The sequence below is a fragment of the Tenacibaculum profundi genome (assembly GCF_057162725.1).
In genome coordinates, this window is sequence record NZ_CM169894.1 from 1,156,085 (window position 1) to 1,176,737 (window position 20,653).

General features: G+C 30.5%; 16 protein-coding genes. 8 read left to right on the top strand and 8 right to left on the bottom strand.

Going from position 1 to position 20,653, the window contains the following annotated elements:
- Positions 1-13 precede the first annotated feature (13 nt).
- The 8 genes from AC2GW8_RS04630 (at position 14) to AC2GW8_RS04665 (ending at position 9,249) form a co-directional block, all read left to right on the top strand.
- On the top strand, positions 14-358 hold the full coding sequence (locus AC2GW8_RS04630) for a PadR family transcriptional regulator (protein ID WP_440881621.1): 345 nt from the start codon (positions 14-16) through the stop codon (positions 356-358).
- The gene (locus AC2GW8_RS04635) at positions 351-1,964 is read left to right on the top strand and encodes a PspC domain-containing protein (RefSeq protein ID WP_440881622.1); all 1,614 of its coding nucleotides are present in this window, start codon (positions 351-353) and stop codon (positions 1,962-1,964) included. The genes AC2GW8_RS04630 and AC2GW8_RS04635 overlap by 8 nt, the downstream gene beginning before the upstream one ends.
- 882 nt (positions 1,965-2,846) lie before the next feature.
- Complete coding sequence (locus AC2GW8_RS04640) at positions 2,847-3,518, top strand: M15 family metallopeptidase (RefSeq protein WP_440881623.1); 672 nt, start codon at positions 2,847-2,849, stop codon at positions 3,516-3,518.
- Between the two features lie 95 nt (positions 3,519-3,613).
- Positions 3,614-4,285, top strand: a complete 672-nt coding sequence (locus AC2GW8_RS04645; RefSeq protein WP_440881624.1) for a hypothetical protein — start codon at positions 3,614-3,616, stop codon at positions 4,283-4,285.
- Between the two features lie 137 nt (positions 4,286-4,422).
- Positions 4,423-5,412, top strand: a complete 990-nt coding sequence (gene pdhA, locus AC2GW8_RS04650; protein WP_440881625.1) for a pyruvate dehydrogenase (acetyl-transferring) E1 component subunit alpha — start codon at positions 4,423-4,425, stop codon at positions 5,410-5,412.
- A 23-nt stretch (positions 5,413-5,435) separates the two neighbouring features.
- Positions 5,436-7,070 (top strand): dihydrolipoyl dehydrogenase family protein, encoded by a 1,635-nt coding sequence (locus AC2GW8_RS04655; RefSeq protein WP_440881626.1) that lies wholly within the window; start codon positions 5,436-5,438, stop codon positions 7,068-7,070.
- 113 nt (positions 7,071-7,183) lie between these two features.
- Positions 7,184-8,380, top strand: a complete 1,197-nt coding sequence (locus AC2GW8_RS04660) for an Ig-like domain-containing protein (RefSeq protein ID WP_440881627.1) — start codon at positions 7,184-7,186, stop codon at positions 8,378-8,380.
- Between the two features lie 8 nt (positions 8,381-8,388).
- The gene (locus AC2GW8_RS04665; protein ID WP_440881628.1) at positions 8,389-9,249 is read left to right on the top strand and encodes a hypothetical protein; all 861 of its coding nucleotides are present in this window, start codon (positions 8,389-8,391) and stop codon (positions 9,247-9,249) included.
- A gap of 7 nt (positions 9,250-9,256) precedes the next feature.
- Here AC2GW8_RS04665 and AC2GW8_RS04670 read toward each other — a convergent pair whose 3' ends face one another.
- The 8 genes from AC2GW8_RS04670 to aroC all read right to left on the bottom strand — a co-directional run bounded on the left by AC2GW8_RS04670 (position 9,257) and on the right by aroC (position 20,647).
- Positions 9,257-9,808 carry a DinB family protein gene (locus AC2GW8_RS04670; protein WP_440881629.1) on the bottom strand — a complete coding sequence of 184 codons (552 nt, stop codon included), beginning with the start codon at positions 9,806-9,808 and terminating at the stop codon, positions 9,257-9,259.
- A 149-nt stretch (positions 9,809-9,957) separates the two neighbouring features.
- Positions 9,958-10,395 carry a hypothetical protein gene (locus AC2GW8_RS04675; RefSeq protein WP_440881630.1) on the bottom strand — a complete coding sequence of 146 codons (438 nt, stop codon included), beginning with the start codon at positions 10,393-10,395 and terminating at the stop codon, positions 9,958-9,960.
- A complete protein-coding gene (locus tag AC2GW8_RS04680; protein ID WP_440881631.1) occupies positions 10,388-11,752 on the bottom strand; it encodes an ABC transporter permease in 1,365 nt (454 codons plus the stop codon). Before AC2GW8_RS04680 ends, AC2GW8_RS04675 begins: the two co-directional genes overlap by 8 nt.
- Positions 11,749-12,375, bottom strand: a complete 627-nt coding sequence (locus AC2GW8_RS04685; RefSeq protein WP_440881632.1) for an ABC transporter ATP-binding protein — start codon at positions 12,373-12,375, stop codon at positions 11,749-11,751. Before AC2GW8_RS04685 ends, AC2GW8_RS04680 begins: the two co-directional genes overlap by 4 nt.
- 158 nt (positions 12,376-12,533) lie before the next feature.
- Complete coding sequence (locus AC2GW8_RS04690; protein ID WP_440881633.1) at positions 12,534-13,073, bottom strand: Crp/Fnr family transcriptional regulator; 540 nt, start codon at positions 13,071-13,073, stop codon at positions 12,534-12,536.
- Between the two features lie 188 nt (positions 13,074-13,261).
- Positions 13,262-16,171 (bottom strand): glycosyl hydrolase family 18 protein, encoded by a 2,910-nt coding sequence (locus AC2GW8_RS04695; RefSeq protein ID WP_440881634.1) that lies wholly within the window; start codon positions 16,169-16,171, stop codon positions 13,262-13,264.
- A 262-nt stretch (positions 16,172-16,433) separates the two neighbouring features.
- Positions 16,434-19,187 (bottom strand): glycoside hydrolase family 19 protein, encoded by a 2,754-nt coding sequence (locus AC2GW8_RS04700; protein ID WP_440881635.1) that lies wholly within the window; start codon positions 19,185-19,187, stop codon positions 16,434-16,436.
- Positions 19,188-19,585: 398 nt separating this feature from the next.
- Entirely contained in the window at positions 19,586-20,647 is a 1,062-nt protein-coding gene (gene aroC / locus AC2GW8_RS04705; protein WP_440881636.1) for a chorismate synthase, read from the bottom strand.
- Positions 20,648-20,653 lie beyond the last annotated feature (6 nt).

Genomic DNA, 20,653 nt, shown 5'->3' on the forward strand with positions numbered 1-20,653 from the left:
TAAACTAGTCGTAATGAAAATAGAAAACACAAAAGCACAAATGCGAAAAGGGGTTTTAGAGTATTGCATCTTATCTATTTTAAAAAATGGAGATGCCTATACTTCGGAAATTCTTTCTACGCTAAAAAATGCTCAAATGATTGTCGTTGAAGGAACTATTTATCCTCTATTGACAAGACTAAAAAATGCTGGATTATTAAGTTATCGATGGGAAGAATCAACTTCTGGACCTCCAAGAAAGTATTATGTTTTAACAGAAAATGGACTACTCTTTCTAAGAGAGTTAGACAAAACATGGAATAATCTAGAGAATGCTGTAAGCCAAATAACAAGTACAAAATCAACTGAAAATGAATAAAACTATTAACATAAATCTAGGGGGGCTTTTCTTTCACATAGATGAATCCGCTTATAAAAAATTAAAATACTATTTAGACGCCATTGCTAGTTCTCTTAGTGATGACCCACAAGGGAAAGACGAAATTATTACGGATATTGAGGCCAGAATAAGTGAATTGTTATCTGACAGAATAACAGATATTCGTCAAGTAGTAAATGACAACGATATAGAGGTCATCATTACCATCATGGGACAGCCAGAAGATTATTCAGACTTTGAGCAAGAATATGATAATAATTCATCTTCTAAAAACAGTAATAGACGAACCTCTAAAAAGCTTTTTAGAGATGGTAATGACAAATTTCTAGGAGGTGTTTGCTCTGGATTAGGTCATTACATAGGTATTGACACTATATGGATTCGATTGGCCTTTATCATTTTAATCGCGAGTGGTTTTTCTCCTCTTGTTTATATACTTTTATGGGTTTTACTCCCAGAGGCCAAGACAACTTCTGAAAAATTACAAATGGAAGGCGAACCTGTCAATATTGATAATATTGAAAAAAAAATTCGTAACGAATTTGAAAATATTTCCAGTAAACTCAAGGATGGAGCTAATGAATTTTCTGATAAAATTTCAAGCGCAGATTATGAGAAATTAAAATATAAAACTAAATCAGGAATTCAGGATTTTTTAGATACGTTAGGTAAAATACTTCAGTCTTTGTTTAATGTATTTGGAAAGTTAATAGGATTCTTCCTAATACTTTTTTCAGGTGCTATGCTGATAGCTTTTCTATTTGCTATTTTCTCCATTGGCAGTTTAGAAATTTTAAACTTAGACAGTGACTATGTTCACTATCCCCCTTTTTTTTATGATTCATTAATACCTGAATGGTTATTAACTATATTCTTATTCATTTTAGTCGGTGTGCCTTTTATTGCTCTATTCATGCTGGGTTTACGAATTTTATCTCCTAATATTAAAAAGTTTAGTACCTCATTAAGATTGACCTTATTGGGAATTTGGCTAATCGCATTATTTTGTATTGGATTTTCAGCCATTGAATTTCAAGCTTCAAAAGCATATAATGGAATAAATATCAAAAAACATAATATTAGCTATAATGCTGAAAACCCATTAATAATCAGAGTTAAAAACAATGACGACATCTACTATAACGAAAATCTGTGCCATAAAAACAAAGCTATTTATATAAACTTTAATAATGTTGATTCTAAATATTCTAATAACGTAATTATTGATGTAAAAAAAAGTGAAATTAATAAGGCTTACATCAAAGTTAAAAAAATATCAAAGGGGCGAAAACGAGAACATGCCAATAAAAACGCGTCGAGTATAAAATACAGTTTTAATTCTAACAACAACATAATCACTTTTAATTCATTTTTCTTAAATGAATATAAGAATATGTATAAGGATGAAAAGGTTAAAATAACAATTTATCTTCCTCTTAGATCAACTATATATTTTGAAAAATCATCTGAAGCCTTTCTTAAAGAAATAAAGAATATGTGGCCTGATGATATGATTAATCATCTTTTTATCATGACACCAAACGGTCTTCAATGCAATGATTGTAATGATTTAGAAAAATACTAATAACACACAAAATTAATCTAACAAACATACTTAAGTAAACTACTTACTATCGCTACATTTTAAAAATCAGATATCAAACACTTATAAAATATAGCACTCTAATGAAGTTTGAATATTAATTAATAAAAATTAAATTCTTATTCAAAGAATAAAATATCAACTCTAAAAAACAAATAAATATTTCAAATTATGGACGCATTTTTCGACTTCTTTTTCAAAGGTGAATTTCTAATGAATTTAATTAAATTGCTTTATAAACTGTTTTTTTCATGGTTATCTAACTTTTAAAAAAACTAACTATTAGCAAATTAATTCTTTAAAAATAAATTAATATGAACAAAATATTAAATTTCCCTTTTTACCAAACTAATTTCAAACGATTAGGTAAATAAAAAAAGTTATCAGTTAGATTAAATTGAAGTTCAAAGAAAAAAAATGTAGGTTTTATAAACCTTAAATACACATGTCTATTTCAAAAAGTGAAGTAGAAATAAAGCCTCTTTTTAATTTAAATAACACTAAGATTATTTATAGTAACAAAGATTGTACATCTTATTTTAATCTTTTACAACCCATGTAAACGAAAAAAATAAGCTAGCCTTACAAAAGGTAGTGATTATACTATAATTACAGATAAAAGCTCCTATGTAAAATAAGAATTTTCATTCTTATAAATATTAACAGCATGTTTATTGAAATACAATTATTTTTGATTACAAAAGTTTAATAATTATAAATCTGTATTTAACCATAAATAAATCATATTTTTTATAATTTTGATTAAATATTCTGCATGAAAAACACATAAGTTTAAGTTTTATAAAGAAAAAAATAAATTTAATTCATATACGCAAAACATACCGCCCCTAATATAAATTTAAGATGAAGATCAGAATTCTAACAATAATATTACTTTTAACTTCTTTATTTAAACTGTGGTCACAATTACCAAAAGGTTTTTCCTACATAAAAGATATTGCCCCAAGCATACAAAAAGAACTTCGCTATTGTCATCATAATAACTTTGTAGGTATTCCAATTGAGGGGTACGAATTTGATGTTTTAATAACTTCTACAGCTACGGCAAAAGCTCTTAAAAAAGTTCAAAAAGAGTTAATCCAAAAAGGATACTCACTCAAAATATTTGATGCTTATCGCCCTCAAAGAGCCGTAGATCATTTTGTTCGTTGGGCTCGTTCAATAAATGACACACTAATGAAGTCAAAGTTTTATCCAGAAATAAAAAAAACAAGCCTTTTTAAATTAGGATATATTGCCTCAAAATCTGGCCATTCAAGAGGTAGCTCTGTAGATCTAACAATAATCGAAATAAAAACTGAAAAAGAATTGGATATGGGAAGTACCTATGATTTTTTTGGTACTTCTTCTCACATCAGTCATCAAAAACTAACCAAAAAACAGAAAAAAAACAGAGCTTTACTACAAAAAGTAATGGCTAAATACAACTTTAGACCCTACAAAAATGAATGGTGGCATTTTACTTTGAGAAACGAACCTTTTCCTAAAACATATTTTAATTTTCCAATTAAATAATAAATAGTTTATCATTTAATTTCATTTTTTATTTTTCCAATAAATAAAATTCGGTACTATATTTGTTGTAATACACTATGTTGTAACATACTATTATGAATATACTTTTAAAATATTTAATATTTAATGTAGCTTTATTTTTTTCTTCAATTACCTATGGGCAAGTGGACGGTTCCAATGGTAGCAGAAAAAAAGAGATATCTGGTGCCAGCTTTAATCTTTCAAATGAAAAAATAGAGAAACCAAAATCTTTAGACTTTAAAGACGATATTGGTTTTAAAACAGCACACAAAAAACAGCAAGAACAATTTAGAAAAAAAAATGAAGAAGAAAAATCTCTTAAAAAAGGAATATTAACCCCTGAAATAAGGAGAAAAATTGTAACTCAAAAGAAAATGGAACAATACAACATTAAAATACCTCAATCAGATCTAGATTTAGGTAGTTTCCATACTACTTCGAGTAAAATAAATATAAATGCTTTAGATTTTGGCGCTATTGATGGAGACAAGGTTTCTGTTTATCGAAATGGAGAACTCATCATAAAAAGTTATACGCTTCAACAATATACTCACACCCTTAAAGTCCCACTTGTAATAGGAATCAACAGAATTGAAATTGTTGCTATAAACGAAGGTCGTTTAGTACCTAATACTGGTGCTTTTACTTTATTTGACGATAGTAATGAAATTGCACTCTCAAATATGTGGAATTTAGCGAAAGGAGCAAAGGTTATAGCAGTAATTATTCGAGATGAAAAAAAATAATATTCCTGTGCTTTAAATTTTAATAATATTCACGAATTTCTTTTAGTTAGATGTTTTTTTAAATTATTAAAAACTACTACTTTTGTTGTTGCGTTTTTTTAAGCGAAACAAACAAACTAATAAACAACTAATATATAATGAAAGAAATCACCAAAGAAACCTATATCAATTGGTATAGAAACATGTTATTTTGGAGAAAGTTTGAAGATAAGCTAGCAGCTGTTTACATTCAACAAAAAGTAAGAGGTTTTTTACACTTATATAATGGTCAAGAAGCAGTCTTAGCAGGATCATTACATGCAATGGATTTAACCAAAGATAAAATGATTACTGCATATCGTAACCATGTCCAACCTATAGGAATGGGAGAAGATCCTAAAAGAGTAATGGCTGAACTTTACGGTAAAGCTACTGGAACATCACAAGGATTAGGTGGTTCTATGCATATTTTTTCAAAAGAGCATCGTTTTTATGGTGGTCACGGAATCGTCGGAGGACAAATTCCTTTAGGTGCTGGAATTGCTTTTGGAGATAAATATAAAGGTAGTGATGCTGTTACATTATGTTATTTTGGTGATGGTGCTGCTCGTCAAGGATCCTTGCACGAAACCTTTAACATGGCTATGAATTGGAAATTACCTGTTATTTTTATTGTAGAAAATAATGGATATGCTATGGGTACTTCTGTAGAAAGAACCGCAAATCATACCGATATATGGAAGCTTGGTCTGGGTTACGAAATGCCTTGTGGACCTGTAGATGGCATGAATCCCATAAAAGTAGCAGAAGCTGTTGATGAAGCTATTCAAAGAGCTCGAAGGGGTGATGGACCTACTTTTCTTGAAATGAAAACTTATCGATATAGAGGTCATTCAATGTCTGATGCACAACATTATCGTACAAAAGACGAAGTAGAAGAATATAAAAAAATAGATCCTATTACCCAAGTACTCGATATAATAAAAGAAAAAAAATATGCCAATGAAGATGAAATTAAAGCAATTGACAAGGAAGTAAAAGACATGGTAAAAGACTGTGAAAAATTCGCAGAAGAATCACCTTTTCCTGATGTAAGCCTCTTACATGAAGCTGTTTACGAACAAAAAGATTATCCATTTATAAAATAATAAATCCAACAAACTCTTAGATTATGGCTACAGTAATTAATATGCCTCGATTGAGCGACACCATGGAAGAAGGTGTTGTGGCACAATGGTTAAAAAATGTTGGAGATAAGGTGGAAGAAGGTGATATTTTAGCTGAAATTGAAACCGATAAGGCAACAATGGAATTTGAATCCTTTCACGAAGGTACTTTACTTCATATTGGTGTAAAAGAAGGTGAGACGGCTCCTGTAGATACTCTTTTAGCAATCATCGGAGAGCAAGGAGAGGACTTTTCTGCCCTGCTTTCAGAAGATCAAATTTCTACTAACGAACAAAAACAAGAAAAAACTTCTTCAAAAAAAGAAGTAAATACAAATCCTACTTCGACAATTGAGATACCACAAGATGTTCAAGTTGTTATGATGCCACGCTTAAGTGATACCATGACAGAGGGAACCGTTGCTTCTTGGTTAAAAAATGTTGGGGATAAAGTGGAAGAAGGTGATATTCTAGCTGAAATCGAAACTGATAAGGCAACAATGGAATTCGAATCTTTTTATGAAGGAACATTATTGCATATCGGAGTTAATGAAGGAGATAGTGCCCCTGTGGATAGTTTATTAGCGATCATTGGTGCTAAAGGAACTGATGTTTCCACCTTAGTAACCGCTCACAAAGACGGTAACTTATCAGCTACAACTGAAACTTCTAAAAAAGAAACACTAAAGACAGAAAGTACTATTGCTACTAATCAAGAGACAACTATTGTTGAAGCTTCTGTAAGCAATTCTTCTAACGGTCGCATTTTTGCATCTCCTTTAGCGAAGAAAATCGCTAAAGATAAAGGAATCAGTTTAGCAGATGTTCAAGGATCTGGTGAAAATGGTCGTATTATCAAAAAAGATATTGAAAACTACACCCCAGTATCTCGAATAGTTACACCTCAAAAATCAGTTACTTCTGCTCCTTCTGTAACTAACTTTGCTATTGCGGGTCAAGAAGGTACAAAGGACATGAAAAATTCTCAAATGCGTAAAGCCATTGCTAAATCTTTGGCAGCATCTAAATTTAGTGCCCCTCACTTCTATCTAAACATCGAAATAGACATGGCTAACGCTATCGCTTCTCGTAAAGAGATAAATAGCATTCCCGATACCAAAGTATCTTTTAACGATATGATTGTAAAAGCTTGTGCCATGGCTTTAAAAAAACACCCACAAGTAAATACTTCGTGGACGGAGAATGCTACTCAATTCCATAGTCATATTCATATAGGTGTTGCCGTAGCTGTTGATGAAGGTTTGGTAGTTCCTGTTGTAAAGCATACAGATGCGTTAAGTTTAACTCAAATAGGAAGCTCTGTTAAAGATTTAGCAGGAAAAGCAAGAAATAAGAAAATAAAACTAGAGGAAATGCAAGGAAGTACTTTCACTGTATCCAACCTAGGTATGTTTGGAATTGAAAGTTTCACCTCTATTATAAATCAACCGAATTCAGCTATTCTATCAGTGGGAGCTATTATTGAAAAGCCCGTTGTTAAGAATGGGCAGATCGTTGTGGGTAATACAATGAAATTAACTTTAGCTTGTGATCACAGAACTGTAGATGGTGCTATCGGGGCTCAATTTTTACAAACATTAAAAACTTATTTAGAGAACCCAGTTACAATGCTAGCTTAACTCTAAAATAAATTTATCATTATATTAAAACTCGAAGAATTCATCTTCGAGTTTTTTATTTCTGTAATGTTTTTAAATACCCACGACTAAACCCTAAATAATATTCTATTTGTATGAGATATATCAATTACCTATTGACTGTATTAATATTATTTGGCTGTATATCAAATGATATTATTGATGATCGTGTGGATGAACAACTAAGCTATAACTTTCCTATTGAAAATTTAGCCATCACAAAAACATATCAACTAACAACTAAATATACCAATAACGTAGGAGTGGTTTCAACACCAAAAATAACATGGACAAGCTCTGATAATTCTATTTTGAATGTTTCCGAAAATGGTTTAATCACTGCGGTTAGTCTTGGTAAAGCAATTATAACAGCAAAAGTTATAAACTCAGAAGGAAAGAACGTAAGTACTTCTTTAACCATTGTTGTTATCCCTTTTAAAAAAACATTAACCATCAATAATATTATTGAAGATATTATTGTAAATACTGAACATCAATATCAAACTACTTTTATAAATACCCTTGGTGTTGAAGAAGATACAAATATTATATGGTCCAGTTCAAATTCAAATATTGCAAGTATATCTTCAACAGGACTGATGAAGGCTAATCGATTAGGTAAAGTTACAATAACTGCGAAAACAATTAGCAATGGAGAGGAAATAAGCTCTTCAGATGAATTTACAGTAAACACAATTGGTGAAATGATGAGTATTAACAACCCACTAAATAAATTAATGGTCGGCGAAACACATCAATACACTACTACTTATACCGATAATACAGGACAAAATAAGGATGTATCTGTCAGTTGGAGCAGTTCTAATGAGGCTATTGCGTCTATTAATCAAGAAGGTTTTTTAACAGCTACAAATATAGGTAAGGTTACCATTAAAGCTTCTTACACAAACGCTAACGGAGAAGAAGTCTTAGATACAAACACTTTCAATATTCAAGGAAAAGCAGTAAATACAAAATCAGGAACAATTCGTTCTACCAGTAGTTATGAATTAACTGGTACTTTTATGTTAAGTGAAATACCTGGAACGAATAATTTAGAATTAAAAATCGAAAATAACTATAAAGCCTCTACCTCACTTCCTGGATTGTATTTATACTTAACAAATAACCCTAATACAATTGCTAATGCAAAAAAAATACAAAAAGTAGCTGTTTTCAATGGAGCACACAGTTATATTATTGAAAACACAAGCATAAACGAATTTAGTCACTTATTATACTGGTGTAAGCCATTCAGTGTAAAAGTTGGAGATGGAGAAATTATAGAATAACATTTATTATGATCAAAAAACAATTAATTATAGTCACTTTTCTTTTTCTTGGAATGCAAAGCTTTGCGCAATGGTCAAAAGGAAAAGGTAAAGGATATTTCAAATTATCAGCTTGGTACCTACAATCTGATCAACACTTTACAAGTACTGGAAAATTAGACCCTAACGTTACCAGAACTCAATTTAATACTAACTTATATGCAGAATACGGGCTTTCTGATAAACTAGATATAATTACCTATATTCCTTTCTTTGCTAGAGTAGCACAAAACAATCAAATTTCTGGAACCAATAGTAGTACTATCCTATCTGGTGAATCTTTTAATTCTTTCGGGGATATAGATTTAGGAATTCGATATGCGTTTCTAAAAAAAGGATACTGGGCCTTAGATGCAAAATTGATTCTAGGGTTGCCTTCAGGAAGTTCGGTAGGCGGATCTGACGGGAGTTATCAAACTGGAGATGGAGAATTTAATCAATATTTATCTACTTCTGTTGGATATAGTACCAATTTATTCAAAAAACCAACTTATTTAAAGTCCTATTTAGGTTATAATAATAGATCCGAAGGTTTCTCTGATGAACTAAGAGCTGGTTTTGAAGTTGGTGTAAACGTACTAGAAAAAAAATTATGGTTAAGCTCAAGAATCAATATTTTACAATCATTACAAAACGGAACACTCAATGCAGCCAATAGTAATGGTAGTATTTTTGCAAATAATGTAGAGTTTAGTAGTTATGGATTTGAGGCAGCCTACTATTTCACAAAAAATATTGGAGCTTCTATTTCTTTTGACTCTGCCTTTTCAGGAAAAATTATAGCAGCAAACCCTTCCTATTCTTTTGGAATTTTTTATGATCTAAAATAAAAACAATCTAGTTGTTAATTCCATATATTTTTTTAGCTTGGACAATATGCCTTTCGTTGTGGTAAATCACAAAACGAAGGGTATCTCCCAAGCGAAACTTTAGCAATGGTAATGTAATAGATGTTTTAATTTTTGTTAAATTTTTTGTTCTTGCTTTTTCTATTAGTACTTTTAACTCATCTTGAAGGTCTAAAAACTCTAAAAGAACTTTTTCATTATTCAGTTTTGAATATATTGGATTTTTACTTTTAAAGGTATTCATTTTCTTCATTTTATCATTGGGTAACATATCCATAGCAAATTTACCTCCGATAATACCAGATTTGAAAATATCTGAACTTGGAAAATTAGATGTTTCTATTCCCTTTCTAATTTCTTTATTATAAAATCGTGCATATAAATTTAAATGCTCAATACATTCTATGACTGACCAAGATTTTTCATTTACCTTATATTGGATTCTTTCACTATTTTCTTGTAGCAAAAACTTCACATAATCTATATGAGAGTAAGTAAGCTCCGAAAGCACATGAAGCAATTCGTTTTTGTTAAAAGTCATCTGTTTTTATTTTTTCTCAAAATTGAATATATTTATTTTAATAAATATTGATTAGGATCAATACTTTTCAAATAAATTACTTTGAATTGACAAAATATAATACATATGACAAAAATTAATATCGAAAATTTACCTTTTTCTAGAAATTATTAATCTATTAAAATTCCAGATGCCTTTTCAAGAATATAATTGCAATGTTCCACATCTTCATTATTTAGCTTAAGTATTCCTTCAACCTCTATAACTTCATCTGTTTTAAAACTTGGTGGCTTTTGAAACGCAATTTCAATAATACTTTCAGGGCCTGATCCCCCACAAAAATAACATGCAGCCATTGGGTTTTTAGAGAGTATAAGCATTTCTCCATCTCCAGAAATATCTATAAAATATCCTTTAATTTTAATCTTTTTTCCTTCGTACGACTTTATTACTTTACCAAAAGTAGGTACCAAATAGCTTGCTTTATAAAGTGTATTATACTCCGATTTAAAAGTTACATCAGAAAATTCTTTCCATGTTAATTTTTCTTGCGCAAGAATGTAATTACACATGAATATTAAAAAGATAATTATGTTTTTCCTATTCATTAGATAATGTTTTTACCAAATTTAGTTTAAAAATAGAAAGAGAGGCTAACAAACAAGCTATTAAAGCTATTAAAATTACAATACCAAATAAAAAAAATTCATATGCTTCGGGTGGATTGAGCTGTAAGCCATAATCATAAGATCTTTCTATACATTTAGATGTAATCCAAACCCCCATTCTTCCAAGTAGCCAGCCTGTAATGTAGCCAAGTACACTTAAAAACATGCCTTCAAGAAGTGCTACATAAAGTAACTGTACTCTCCGAAACCCATAAATTCGCAAAAGAGCTAACTCATTTTTTCTTTCATTTATTGTTTTTAATAGGCTTACAAAAATACTTAATCCAGAGACTATCAAAATTGCAAAAGCTATTCCATTTATAATAGTTATTCCTGAGCCAAAAATACTTGTCAATCTCTGTACTTCATAGCCTGGTATAGCTGATTGCAGGTTTGTGCTTTCATTAATGTACCTAGGCATCTGAATCAAACCTATGGGGCTTCTAAATTTTACCAATAAAGATGTAATCTCCAGATCATCCTTATAACTACTTAAATCAACTTTTCTCCTTTTTCCTTCTGAAATATTATGATAATAAGCACTCTTCTCTTTTTCTTTATGCATATGATCATCAGCATGTTGTTCATGCGCATGGTCCTTTTCATTAACCTCTTCATCCACACCATGAAAACTACTACTTTTTTTATCTTTATAATCCTTCTTATGGTGATAAGAATCATAATTATGAGCTTTCCATACACTTTCAATATCACTAATAATCAGGTTATCTACTACAGTCCCTGTAGATTTCAAAACACCCTTCACCTCATATTTATCATTCTCGTGAATTTCTATTGAAGATTTTAACAAACCATGAGAACCCGCAAATTTATCTCCAATTTTTAGCTGTAGTTTTTTCGAAATCTTACTTCCTAAAACTACCTCGAAGGGCTCGTCAAACAGTCTCCCTTTTTCTAAAGTAACACCATAACTATCCAAATAATCTGTGGTCGTTCCTAAAATTCTAATCCCTTTATAATTATCTCCATATGACAAAGGAATTACCTGTTTAACTAAAGGATTTTTTTGTAATTGCTTAACTTCTTTAATCTTAATATTACCTGTTGGAGCATCTATATGAAGTACAGATGATAAAATTATTTGCAAAGGGCTTCCCTTTGCCCCTATTACCATGTCAAAAGGACTTATGTTCTTATTTAACTGCCCTTTTACTTGATTACTTAATTGTAAAACAAAAGTAACTAAAGATACACTTAACACCAGAAGTACCAAGCTTAAAACTAAGTTAAATGGTTTTGATATTAAATTCCTGTAGGACAAATACCATAATTTCATAATACTATATGATTTTTAAAGTGAGATTTTATTCTAAAATCATGTGTAATAATAATCAAACTACTCTTACTTATTTTTGCTTCTTCTTTTAATAGCTCTATTACCTTTAAACAATTATAATCGTCTAAATTAGAAGTTGGCTCATCTGCAAAAACAATTTTTGGTTTATGTACTATTCCCAATGCAATAGCTAATCTTTGTTGTTGTCCTTGGCTTAAATCAACTACTTTTCTATGTGAAAATTGATCTAAACCAAGCCTTCTCATCAAGTCTAATCTTCTTTCTTTATCATCAGACGTTTTGGGGTAGTTTTGCCTCAATTGTAAATTCTCTAATAAACTTAAAGATTTAATAAAATGATATTGCTGAAAGATAAAACCTAGTTTTTCACCTCGAAACTCATTAAGCTTTTGTCTTGATAACGAATTTATATCTATTGCGTCGATAAAGACATTACCATTTAAAGGTTTTAAGAGTCCTGACATTAAATATAAAAGCGTTGTTTTACCTACTCCCGAAGCCCCTAAGATGAGTAAATGTTCACCTTCGTCAATTTTAATATCGGGAAAACTAAAATTTGCCAAATTATCGTATGAAAACGATAAGTTTTTTGTTTTTACCATAGGTTAGATATAGAATAATAAAGATGCTAACTAATGCATATCTGTTGCAAGATGGTAATAATTTTATAAATTAAGGTTAAAAAATACTTTAAATCTATTGAAATAACAACTTACGTATAACTTAATCGCTAGTTTACAAAACAAATTCATAAATTTGATTATCTATTTAAATCGTCTTTGAAAATTCTAGATAAAGTTTCAGGAGTCATTCGTAGATAAGAAGCAATATATTTTTGAGGAATTTCTTGGAAAACTTGAGGACTTCGATTTTTTAATCGTTCTAATCGCTTAATAGGGGAAAAAGTTATTAAATCAATTTCTCGTTCTACCTGTTGTAATATAACATGTTCTAGTAAATCGCTCCATAATACCTTATTTTTTTTATCGTTACTTATACACTTGAGTAACTTATTTTTTGAAATAACGTATAAATTAGTTTCTTTTAATGCCTGTACATAAAAAGTAGTTGGTTCATTACTTAAAAAACTATCTATTGCAGTAATAAATGAATTCTGATAGCCAAATCTTATTGTATGTTCTTCTTTTCCGTCTTCAATATATATTCGAATACTTCCACTTTTAACAAAATAGAACTTTGTATTTATATCATTTTTCCTTATCAAAAATTCATTTCGTTTTAAAATAATTTCTCGTTCCCATTCGTTTCTTAGAACCTGTATTATATTATTATGAATCAACACCGCATTATTTAAATTAACAAGCAAAAATTTATAATATATCAAAAATAGTTATTATAAATTTAAACAAACAAGCCAAATAACTATTATCTTGACTAGTTATTAATTTTAATTAAAAAGGTGATAAACAAATATTCATCACCTTTTTAATTAAATCATTTAATTTTCAAATTATCTTGTCTGAAACTTTATTTATTCAAAATCATTTTTTTGGTAATCACCTTATTATTTAAAAAGATTTTATATATGTATACTCCATTCTTTAGATCTGAAATATTTTTTGTGATACGCTCTCTTCCATTAAGAATCCTAGAAGGCATAATTGTTTTAACAGGTCTTTCAGATAAATCGTATAATTGAATTTTTCCTGTTGATTTATGAGATGTAAAAATTTCAATATTAGTATAATCTTTAACTAAGGTTTGACATTGTATCTCAGATAAGATATTATTCTCTTTTACTTTAGAGCAATCGGAATCAAATTTCCAATCATTTGAAGTATTAGGTGTGCTTCCCTTTGTCCACCATTTTGCTAAATATATTTTACCTTTATAATAAATTTTACTTCCTCCTAAATAAACTAAATCAGATCTCCATGCCTGACTACCGCAATAAGTTACAATGCCACCACATGGTCTTAAATATTCCCAAACATTACTTTTGCCTGGCTTTTCTCCTGCTGATGCATACCATTTATTTTTATAAACTTCACCATTATATGACACCTCTGTGCCTGACTTCGCATATGTAATAGCTTTCCAAAGAGGAATATTATCACATCCCCCATCTGTATTTTTTTCTTCTACTTTAAATGATATCATCTTTACTGACACCATTCCATTATTATCAGTAGCTTCAATTTTAAAGTCAAAATTACCAAAAGCTTTTGGTATCCAATTAAAAATATACTGATCTTTTTCTTTAACTGCTATAAGCCCTAATGACAAATTATTTATAAAAAACTCAACTGAGCTCACTGATTTATCATCTGTAATAAGAGCTTGTAAATTTATTTCAGATAAAGTTTCTTGTTCAATAATACTACCGTTTTTTGGTTTTATATCAGATATACTCGGTGCTGAATTTGACGTCCCTTTCTTTTTGAGAATAATTTTAATTGATTTTATAGAAGTATTTCCTTTATTATCAGTAGCTTCAGCTATTAAAGTATATTCACCAAAATTATCAGGTATAAAAATTGCTGTATATTCATTACCGTTTTTAGTTGCTTTGATCGTACTACCTTCTACCTTAAATTTAAATAAACTTATTTCTCCATCAAGATCCGAAGCCTCTGCTTTCAAGGTGATTTCTTCAATTACATCCTGCTCTATTATTAAATTATCTGTTGGTGTCTGCCAAGTAATTATTGGTGCTGAATTTGGCTCTTCCTTCTTTCTAATAATAATTTTAATCGATTTTTCAGCAATACCACCTTTATCATCAGTTGCTTCGGCAATTAAAGTGTATTCACCAAAATCATCGGGTAAAAAACTTGCTGTATATGTGTTTCCCTTTTTAATTGACTTAATCGTATTGTTTCCTTCTTTAAAATTCAGTATCCTAATTTTTCCATCAAGATCTGTAGCCTCTACCTTTAATGAAATCGCACCAAGTATATCCTGCTCTATTGTCAGATTATCTGTAGGTGTTTGCCAAGTAATTACAGGTACTTGATTAATAGGAGTTGTATTTCCTGCTGCCTCATTGATAGCTTTTAAAATACTTGAAGAAGAATTATAATCAACATCCTGAGTTAGCTCCCAAATAATGACCCCTTGATGACCAAAATTTTTCGTGTACTTTATTTTTTCTGCGGCTTGTTTCGGTGTATCAAAGTATATATTTTTTCCTTTTTGAGAAATATGACCATTCAACTTTTTTGGATCTTTTTGATCGTAACTTGTTGCCGCATTTGGAAACTCAGAAACAATTTCTCTATAAGGTACAAACTTAGCTCCATTTCCTCCGCTAGGCTTTTTTTGAGAAAAATCATATCCATACATTGGTACACCAATTACTAATTTTCCCTTTTGTACACCGAATCCCCCAGAATGATTCCATGTAGCAGGAGCAATTCCTAACCAATATTCTAAGGCATCTTGAGCTGAATAAATTGGATTGTCAGCACTTTGATTTTGGTAAGTATTCAATGGTGTTTTATGTAACGAAGCATGTGGACCAATAGGTGATTTATCCCAAGACCCTGTAAAATCATAAGTCATTAAGCCTATCCAATCTAAATACTCTGCTACATCACCATCATAATTATTACCATACCAAGAAGTACCAAAAACTGCAGCTGTAATTAACTTATTAGGCATTTTTTTTCTAAGCTTTTTACTTAAATTTGTCATACCTATCGCTGCTTTATGAGGGCCTTCATCACGGTCTCCCCACTTACTTCCTCTTACTCTACCTCCTTGATCTGTTGTTCCTGAAATAGAAGGATCAGCCCACCAACATTCTAAATCTAAATCAATACCATCTAATTTTCTAGAATTAATAAAATTAGCTAATAAATCAGCTATTTCTTCTAATTTTTGATCATTGTTATGATACTTTGTCATGAGCCATAAAAAAGCATAATCTGTAGCACCTCCTAGAGCAACAGAAACCTTTACATTCTTTGCTTTTGCTTTTGCTAAAACTTTACAATCTGTTAAAACTGAATCTACTTTTTTTAACTGAAAGTTATCAAAAGCTATAGAAGCAAAGTCATTACTTTTATAATCTTTATTATTCTGCTTAAACATTAAAAATGATACATTAACATTAGTAACAACTTCTGGATTAAATTTGTTTTTAATATCATAATCTGGAATCCATGTTGGTAAATACCCAATTATACGTTGCTTTCCAGAGTAGTCAGAACCTAAACCTCCATCACCGCAAGCTCCATCATTTTTCCATGAAGCATCACCAGGCTTTGCTGTTGTATACCATTTTGCCGTATAATTAATACCTTTTAATGAGGCTTTATCTCCCTGACGATATGTTTCCCCATCCTTATATTGAGGATAACAATCAGGGAATTGATATTGAGCATTGATAAGAGTGCTCAAAAATAAACATAGTATGAATATTGTTTTTTTCATAAAATTAAGATTTGAAGGGTTATTTAATTCTTGATCAAGAATTGAATTATTTGTTTATTGATAAGTTGCTCAGGTAATAATGTATATTTTGTTTAATACAAATTAATTTTCTTTAAGTTAAACAACAAGAAATTATTGCCCAAGAGTAGTCTATCGATTTTATTTAAATTAATTATACTACCTCACAAGGAAATATGAGGTAGTAATACTCACTTATATTAAAAACATTAACACCGTGAATTATAATCAAGAATAATAAAATTTATTTTTTTATAATTTTCTTAGTTTGAATATTTCCGTCAATTTCAACACTATATATGTAAACACCTTTCTTTAAACTCGAAAGATTTTTTGTAAATACATTTCTTCCTTTTTTAACAACTGAATTTAATAAGGTTTTATACAAATTACCAGCAGTATCTTTTACCTCTACCTTGACTTTTTTATCTAATTGAGGAGTTATTGTTAAATGAATTTCATCAGAAACGATTGATGGATAAATATTAATTTTAACAGACTCGTTTGCATCAGTACATTCTGACACGTACTTCCATTCATTACTTCTTTTTGGATTACTTTTGGTCCACCATTTCGCTTTGTATATTTTCTTATCAAAATACACTTCGTCACCTGCAAAATAAATTTCGTTCGCTAACCATTTTGGGGAATTACAATGTAATATAGTTCCTCCACATGGTTGTACATACTTCCAAACACTACTTTTTCCTGGAATTTCACTACTTGAAGCATACCATTTATTCTTATATATTACTCCATTATAGCTAACTCTCATTCCTGGTTTTGAATAAACTTTTGACTCCCAAACAGGAGTTCCATTACAAGAATTACTATTAACCTTCTCTTTTATTGTAAAAGAAACTGTTTTACTTGATATTACTCCCTCATCATCTTCTGCTTTTATTGTTAATGTGTATTCTTTAAAACTTTTTGGTTCCCAATTAATAACATATAAATCTAGAAGACTTTTGGTAACTGCTAACTTTTCATCATCAATTGAAAACAATACGTCTACAACCTCTGAATCATCTGTAATTAAAGCTTTTAATTCTATTTTCATTAATTTATCTTGCTCTATAACTAATCCATTAGAGGGGCTTATTTTTGAAATAATTGGTGATGCATTTGACGAATACTTTTTCACTGTAAAATTAACTTCTTTACTAGTGACTTTTCCATCATCATCCGTGGCTATTGCTTCTAAAGTAAAAGATCCAAAATTAGAAGGAATGAATTTTGCTGTGTAAGTGTCCTCAGATTTAGTAGCAGCAATATTTGCTCCATTATGAACAAAATAAAATGAGACAACCTCACCATCAGAATCAGTGGCTTTAGCTTTCAATGATATTGGCGATAACTCCTTTGTTTCAAAAATTTTTCCATTTAGTGGTGCTTGCCAATTTACTACTGGTGGTGTTTTTTCTATGGTTCCACAATCTTTAATCTTTTCCCAAACTCCATTAACACCTGGTGTATTACCTATTCCTGCATACCATTTATTTCTATACACAACATCATTAAAAGTTACATAGTTATTCGGCTTATCGTAAATTTTAGTAGACTTCCATACCGGTATATCAGAACAATCTAAATTAACGCCATCCCAAATGATTACTTTAATTGTATTGGTTGCTGAAAGTCCATTTTCAAAGGTTGCATTTGCTATTAAATCTACAGCTCCATAAGAACTTGGAGTCCAAGAGAAAGATTTTCCTGAAAATGTTTTATCCCCGATAGTCGTAGTAATTGTTTTTAAAACAGATTTTTTTTGATCAACATTAATATTAACCTCTATTGAAGAGAATTTTTCTTGCTTTATTAATTGATCATTTATTGGCTTTACAAAAGTTATAGCTGGCTTTTGAGCACATGGCTCTGCAGTAAAGTCTGCTGAATCTCCACCATACTTTGACATGTCTTTACAGCCACAGTCAGATAGATCATCAACACCATCCATATCAGTTCCTATTTTGTAAATACTAGTATATCTTTTATAATATCCAATTCTACTTAAAACCTGTGGCTTTTCTTTTCCTTGTCCACACTCAACTCCTCCATTTATTATGTTTACAGTCATTCCTAAACCTGGCACTCTATTTTTAGTTTTATCCAAATCATTTGGCACCCATTTTTTAACCATCACATTATGTGCTGATGGTTTAGGATATTGAGGTGTCATCCAAAACCATATAGCTGTCTGGAAAGCTAAAGCTGCATCTTGAATTACCAAATCTGGATTATCTAATAAAACTTTCTTATCTCCAAAAATAAATTCACTAGCTGGCCCATAATTATAATTATAAGAAAGTTGGATGGGACCTCTTCCTTTATATGATTTACCAGGAGTAGGTGGATAATTAGTATCTGGATATGCATACGATGCATTGGTTGGTTCTTCTCTAAAATGAAGTCCCCAAGAATATTTTCCGCCTGGAGCAGCATCCCACCCCCCTGTTGTTTCATGAGAAATATTTGCAAAAAAAGCTACTAGTTCTCTTTTTCTAGTCTCTAAATCTCCTTCGTTTAAAAAAGATCCATAGTCTACCTCTTCAGTAATGATTTCTTTGTCAGAGTTTCTAGGAGCATCGAAATCTACATCTGTTCGAAAAGTATTTGACTCTCCGGTTACTTTATCAATTCTTGTAATTTTGTATGCGTTAGTTCCACATCTTCTTTCAAAAATCACTTTAATTTTATCCATTCTGTTAATGGCTTCAATAAATGACTCATAAGTGTAGAAATCCTTCTTTGGATCTAGAACCCATACTCCACCCCCTGTATCTTTTGATCCAAATCTATATGGAAATAAAATATTCCATTGCTCTTTAGAAACAAGAGGATGATCTGTTTTGGTTGCTCTTTTGTTTAACTGTTTAGTTTTTTCCTTTGCGTAGTTTAGAAACAAATTCCTTTCTTTGAAATTGTTTGATTTAGCGTTCATGGTAAAAGTTGAAAACAACAAAACCATGACGAACTGCACATAAATTGTTCGTTTCATTTTTGAGATTTTAAAGGGTTTTTGTTTATTAGCCTCTTATTTAACTTACTGATATATAAACACTAAAGAAACTAATCAGCATACAAAATTAGATGTCCCCTTACTGCTAGCAAACTTTTTAGATAAAAAGCATAAAATTCTCTATGGAATGCAACTCATATGGAATGAAATAATTACTTAGGTCATTTTCAATTTATTAAAAAACATAATCGTTTATAGATTTTCATTTTTTTATTAGTAACATATGTTTCATGCAAAACGATTCTCTTTTTCAAATCAACATCTCTAAAAAACAACTACCTTTTTTCTATTTTAACCAAATAAAAAATATGATTTGAAAAAAACAGATCCGCTTATTTTATGGAATATTAAGTGTTTTTTGTGATCTTTTTAAACTTTTATTCTTTTCGTGATTTATCTAGTAGATAAAAATCTGCTAATACTAAAGCGGTTAAAGCCTCCACAATAGGTACAGCTCTTGGAACTACACATGGATCGTGCCTTCCTTTTCCTTGAATTTCGGTTAACTCTCCCGTCGAATTTATAGTCTGTTGATTTTGCATAATTGTGGCCACAGGTTTGAAAGCGACCCTAAAATAAACATCCATACCATTAGATATACCACCTTGTACTCCTCCTGACAAGTTACTTTTAGTAGAGCCATCAGAGTTAAAAAGATCATTATGATCTGATCCTTTCATTTCTGCTCCAGCAAAACCACTTCCAAACTCAAAACCTTTTACTGCATTTATCGACAACATTGCCTTACCTAACTGAGCATGGAGTTTATTAAATATAGGCTCACCAAAGCCAACAGGAATATTTTTTGCAACACAAGTAACTGTTCCACCAATGGTATTCCCCTCTTTTCTAATTTCTTTTATTTTTGAAATCATTTTTTTCGCAACTTCTTCGTCTGGACATCTTACATCATTAGATTCTATTCGTGATAAATCCAACTTTGCATAAGATTTTTTTGTATATATTTTACCTACAGACGAAGTATATGCGTTTATACTAATATGACTAATTAGTTGCTTTGCTAATGCACCTGCAACAACCCAATTAGCTGTTTCTCGCGCAGAAGTTCTCCCTCCTCCTCTGTAGTCACGCGTACCATATTTCTTATCATAGGTATAATCAGCATGTGAAGGACGATAAACATTCGTATTATGACTGTAATCTTTACTTTTCTGATTGGTATTCTTTATTATAAAACCAATAGATGTTCCTGTTGTGACGCCTTCAAATATACCTGATAAAAATTCTACTTGATCTGGCTCTTTTCTTTGGGTAACAATATTAGATTGGCCTGGTTTCCTTCTGTTAAGCTCATTTTGTATTTCCTCAAAATTAACCTCAATTCCTGAGGGAAATCCATCAATGATACCGCCTATAGCTGTTCCATGAGATTCTCCAAAAGTTGTTAGTTTAAGAATGTTTCCGAATGAATTAAACATGTTATC

Bases quoted from the DNA above. Each gene is read 5' to 3' on its own strand.
- AC2GW8_RS04700 (WP_440881635.1), bottom strand. From the start codon at position 19,187: ATGAAACGAACAATTTATGTGCAGTTCGTCATGGTTTTGTTGTTTTCA.
- AC2GW8_RS04640 (WP_440881623.1), top strand. From the start codon at position 2,847: ATGAAGATCAGAATTCTAACAATAATATTACTTTTAACTTCTTTATTT.
- AC2GW8_RS04645 (WP_440881624.1), top strand. From the start codon at position 3,614: ATGAATATACTTTTAAAATATTTAATATTTAATGTAGCTTTATTTTTT.
- AC2GW8_RS04635 (WP_440881622.1), top strand. From the start codon at position 351: ATGAATAAAACTATTAACATAAATCTAGGGGGGCTTTTCTTTCACATA.
- AC2GW8_RS04670 (WP_440881629.1), bottom strand. From the start codon at position 9,808: ATGACTTTTAACAAAAACGAATTGCTTCATGTGCTTTCGGAGCTTACT.
- AC2GW8_RS04695 (WP_440881634.1), bottom strand. From the start codon at position 16,171: ATGAAAAAAACAATATTCATACTATGTTTATTTTTGAGCACTCTTATC.
- AC2GW8_RS04680 (WP_440881631.1), bottom strand. From the start codon at position 11,752: ATGAAATTATGGTATTTGTCCTACAGGAATTTAATATCAAAACCATTT.
- aroC (WP_440881636.1), bottom strand. From the start codon at position 20,647: ATGTTTAATTCATTCGGAAACATTCTTAAACTAACAACTTTTGGAGAA.
- AC2GW8_RS04630 (WP_440881621.1), top strand. From the start codon at position 14: ATGAAAATAGAAAACACAAAAGCACAAATGCGAAAAGGGGTTTTAGAG.
- AC2GW8_RS04675 (WP_440881630.1), bottom strand. From the start codon at position 10,395: ATGAATAGGAAAAACATAATTATCTTTTTAATATTCATGTGTAATTAC.
- pdhA (WP_440881625.1), top strand. From the start codon at position 4,423: ATGAAAGAAATCACCAAAGAAACCTATATCAATTGGTATAGAAACATG.
- AC2GW8_RS04660 (WP_440881627.1), top strand. From the start codon at position 7,184: ATGAGATATATCAATTACCTATTGACTGTATTAATATTATTTGGCTGT.
- AC2GW8_RS04655 (WP_440881626.1), top strand. From the start codon at position 5,436: ATGGCTACAGTAATTAATATGCCTCGATTGAGCGACACCATGGAAGAA.
- AC2GW8_RS04665 (WP_440881628.1), top strand. From the start codon at position 8,389: ATGATCAAAAAACAATTAATTATAGTCACTTTTCTTTTTCTTGGAATG.
- AC2GW8_RS04685 (WP_440881632.1), bottom strand. From the start codon at position 12,375: ATGGTAAAAACAAAAAACTTATCGTTTTCATACGATAATTTGGCAAAT.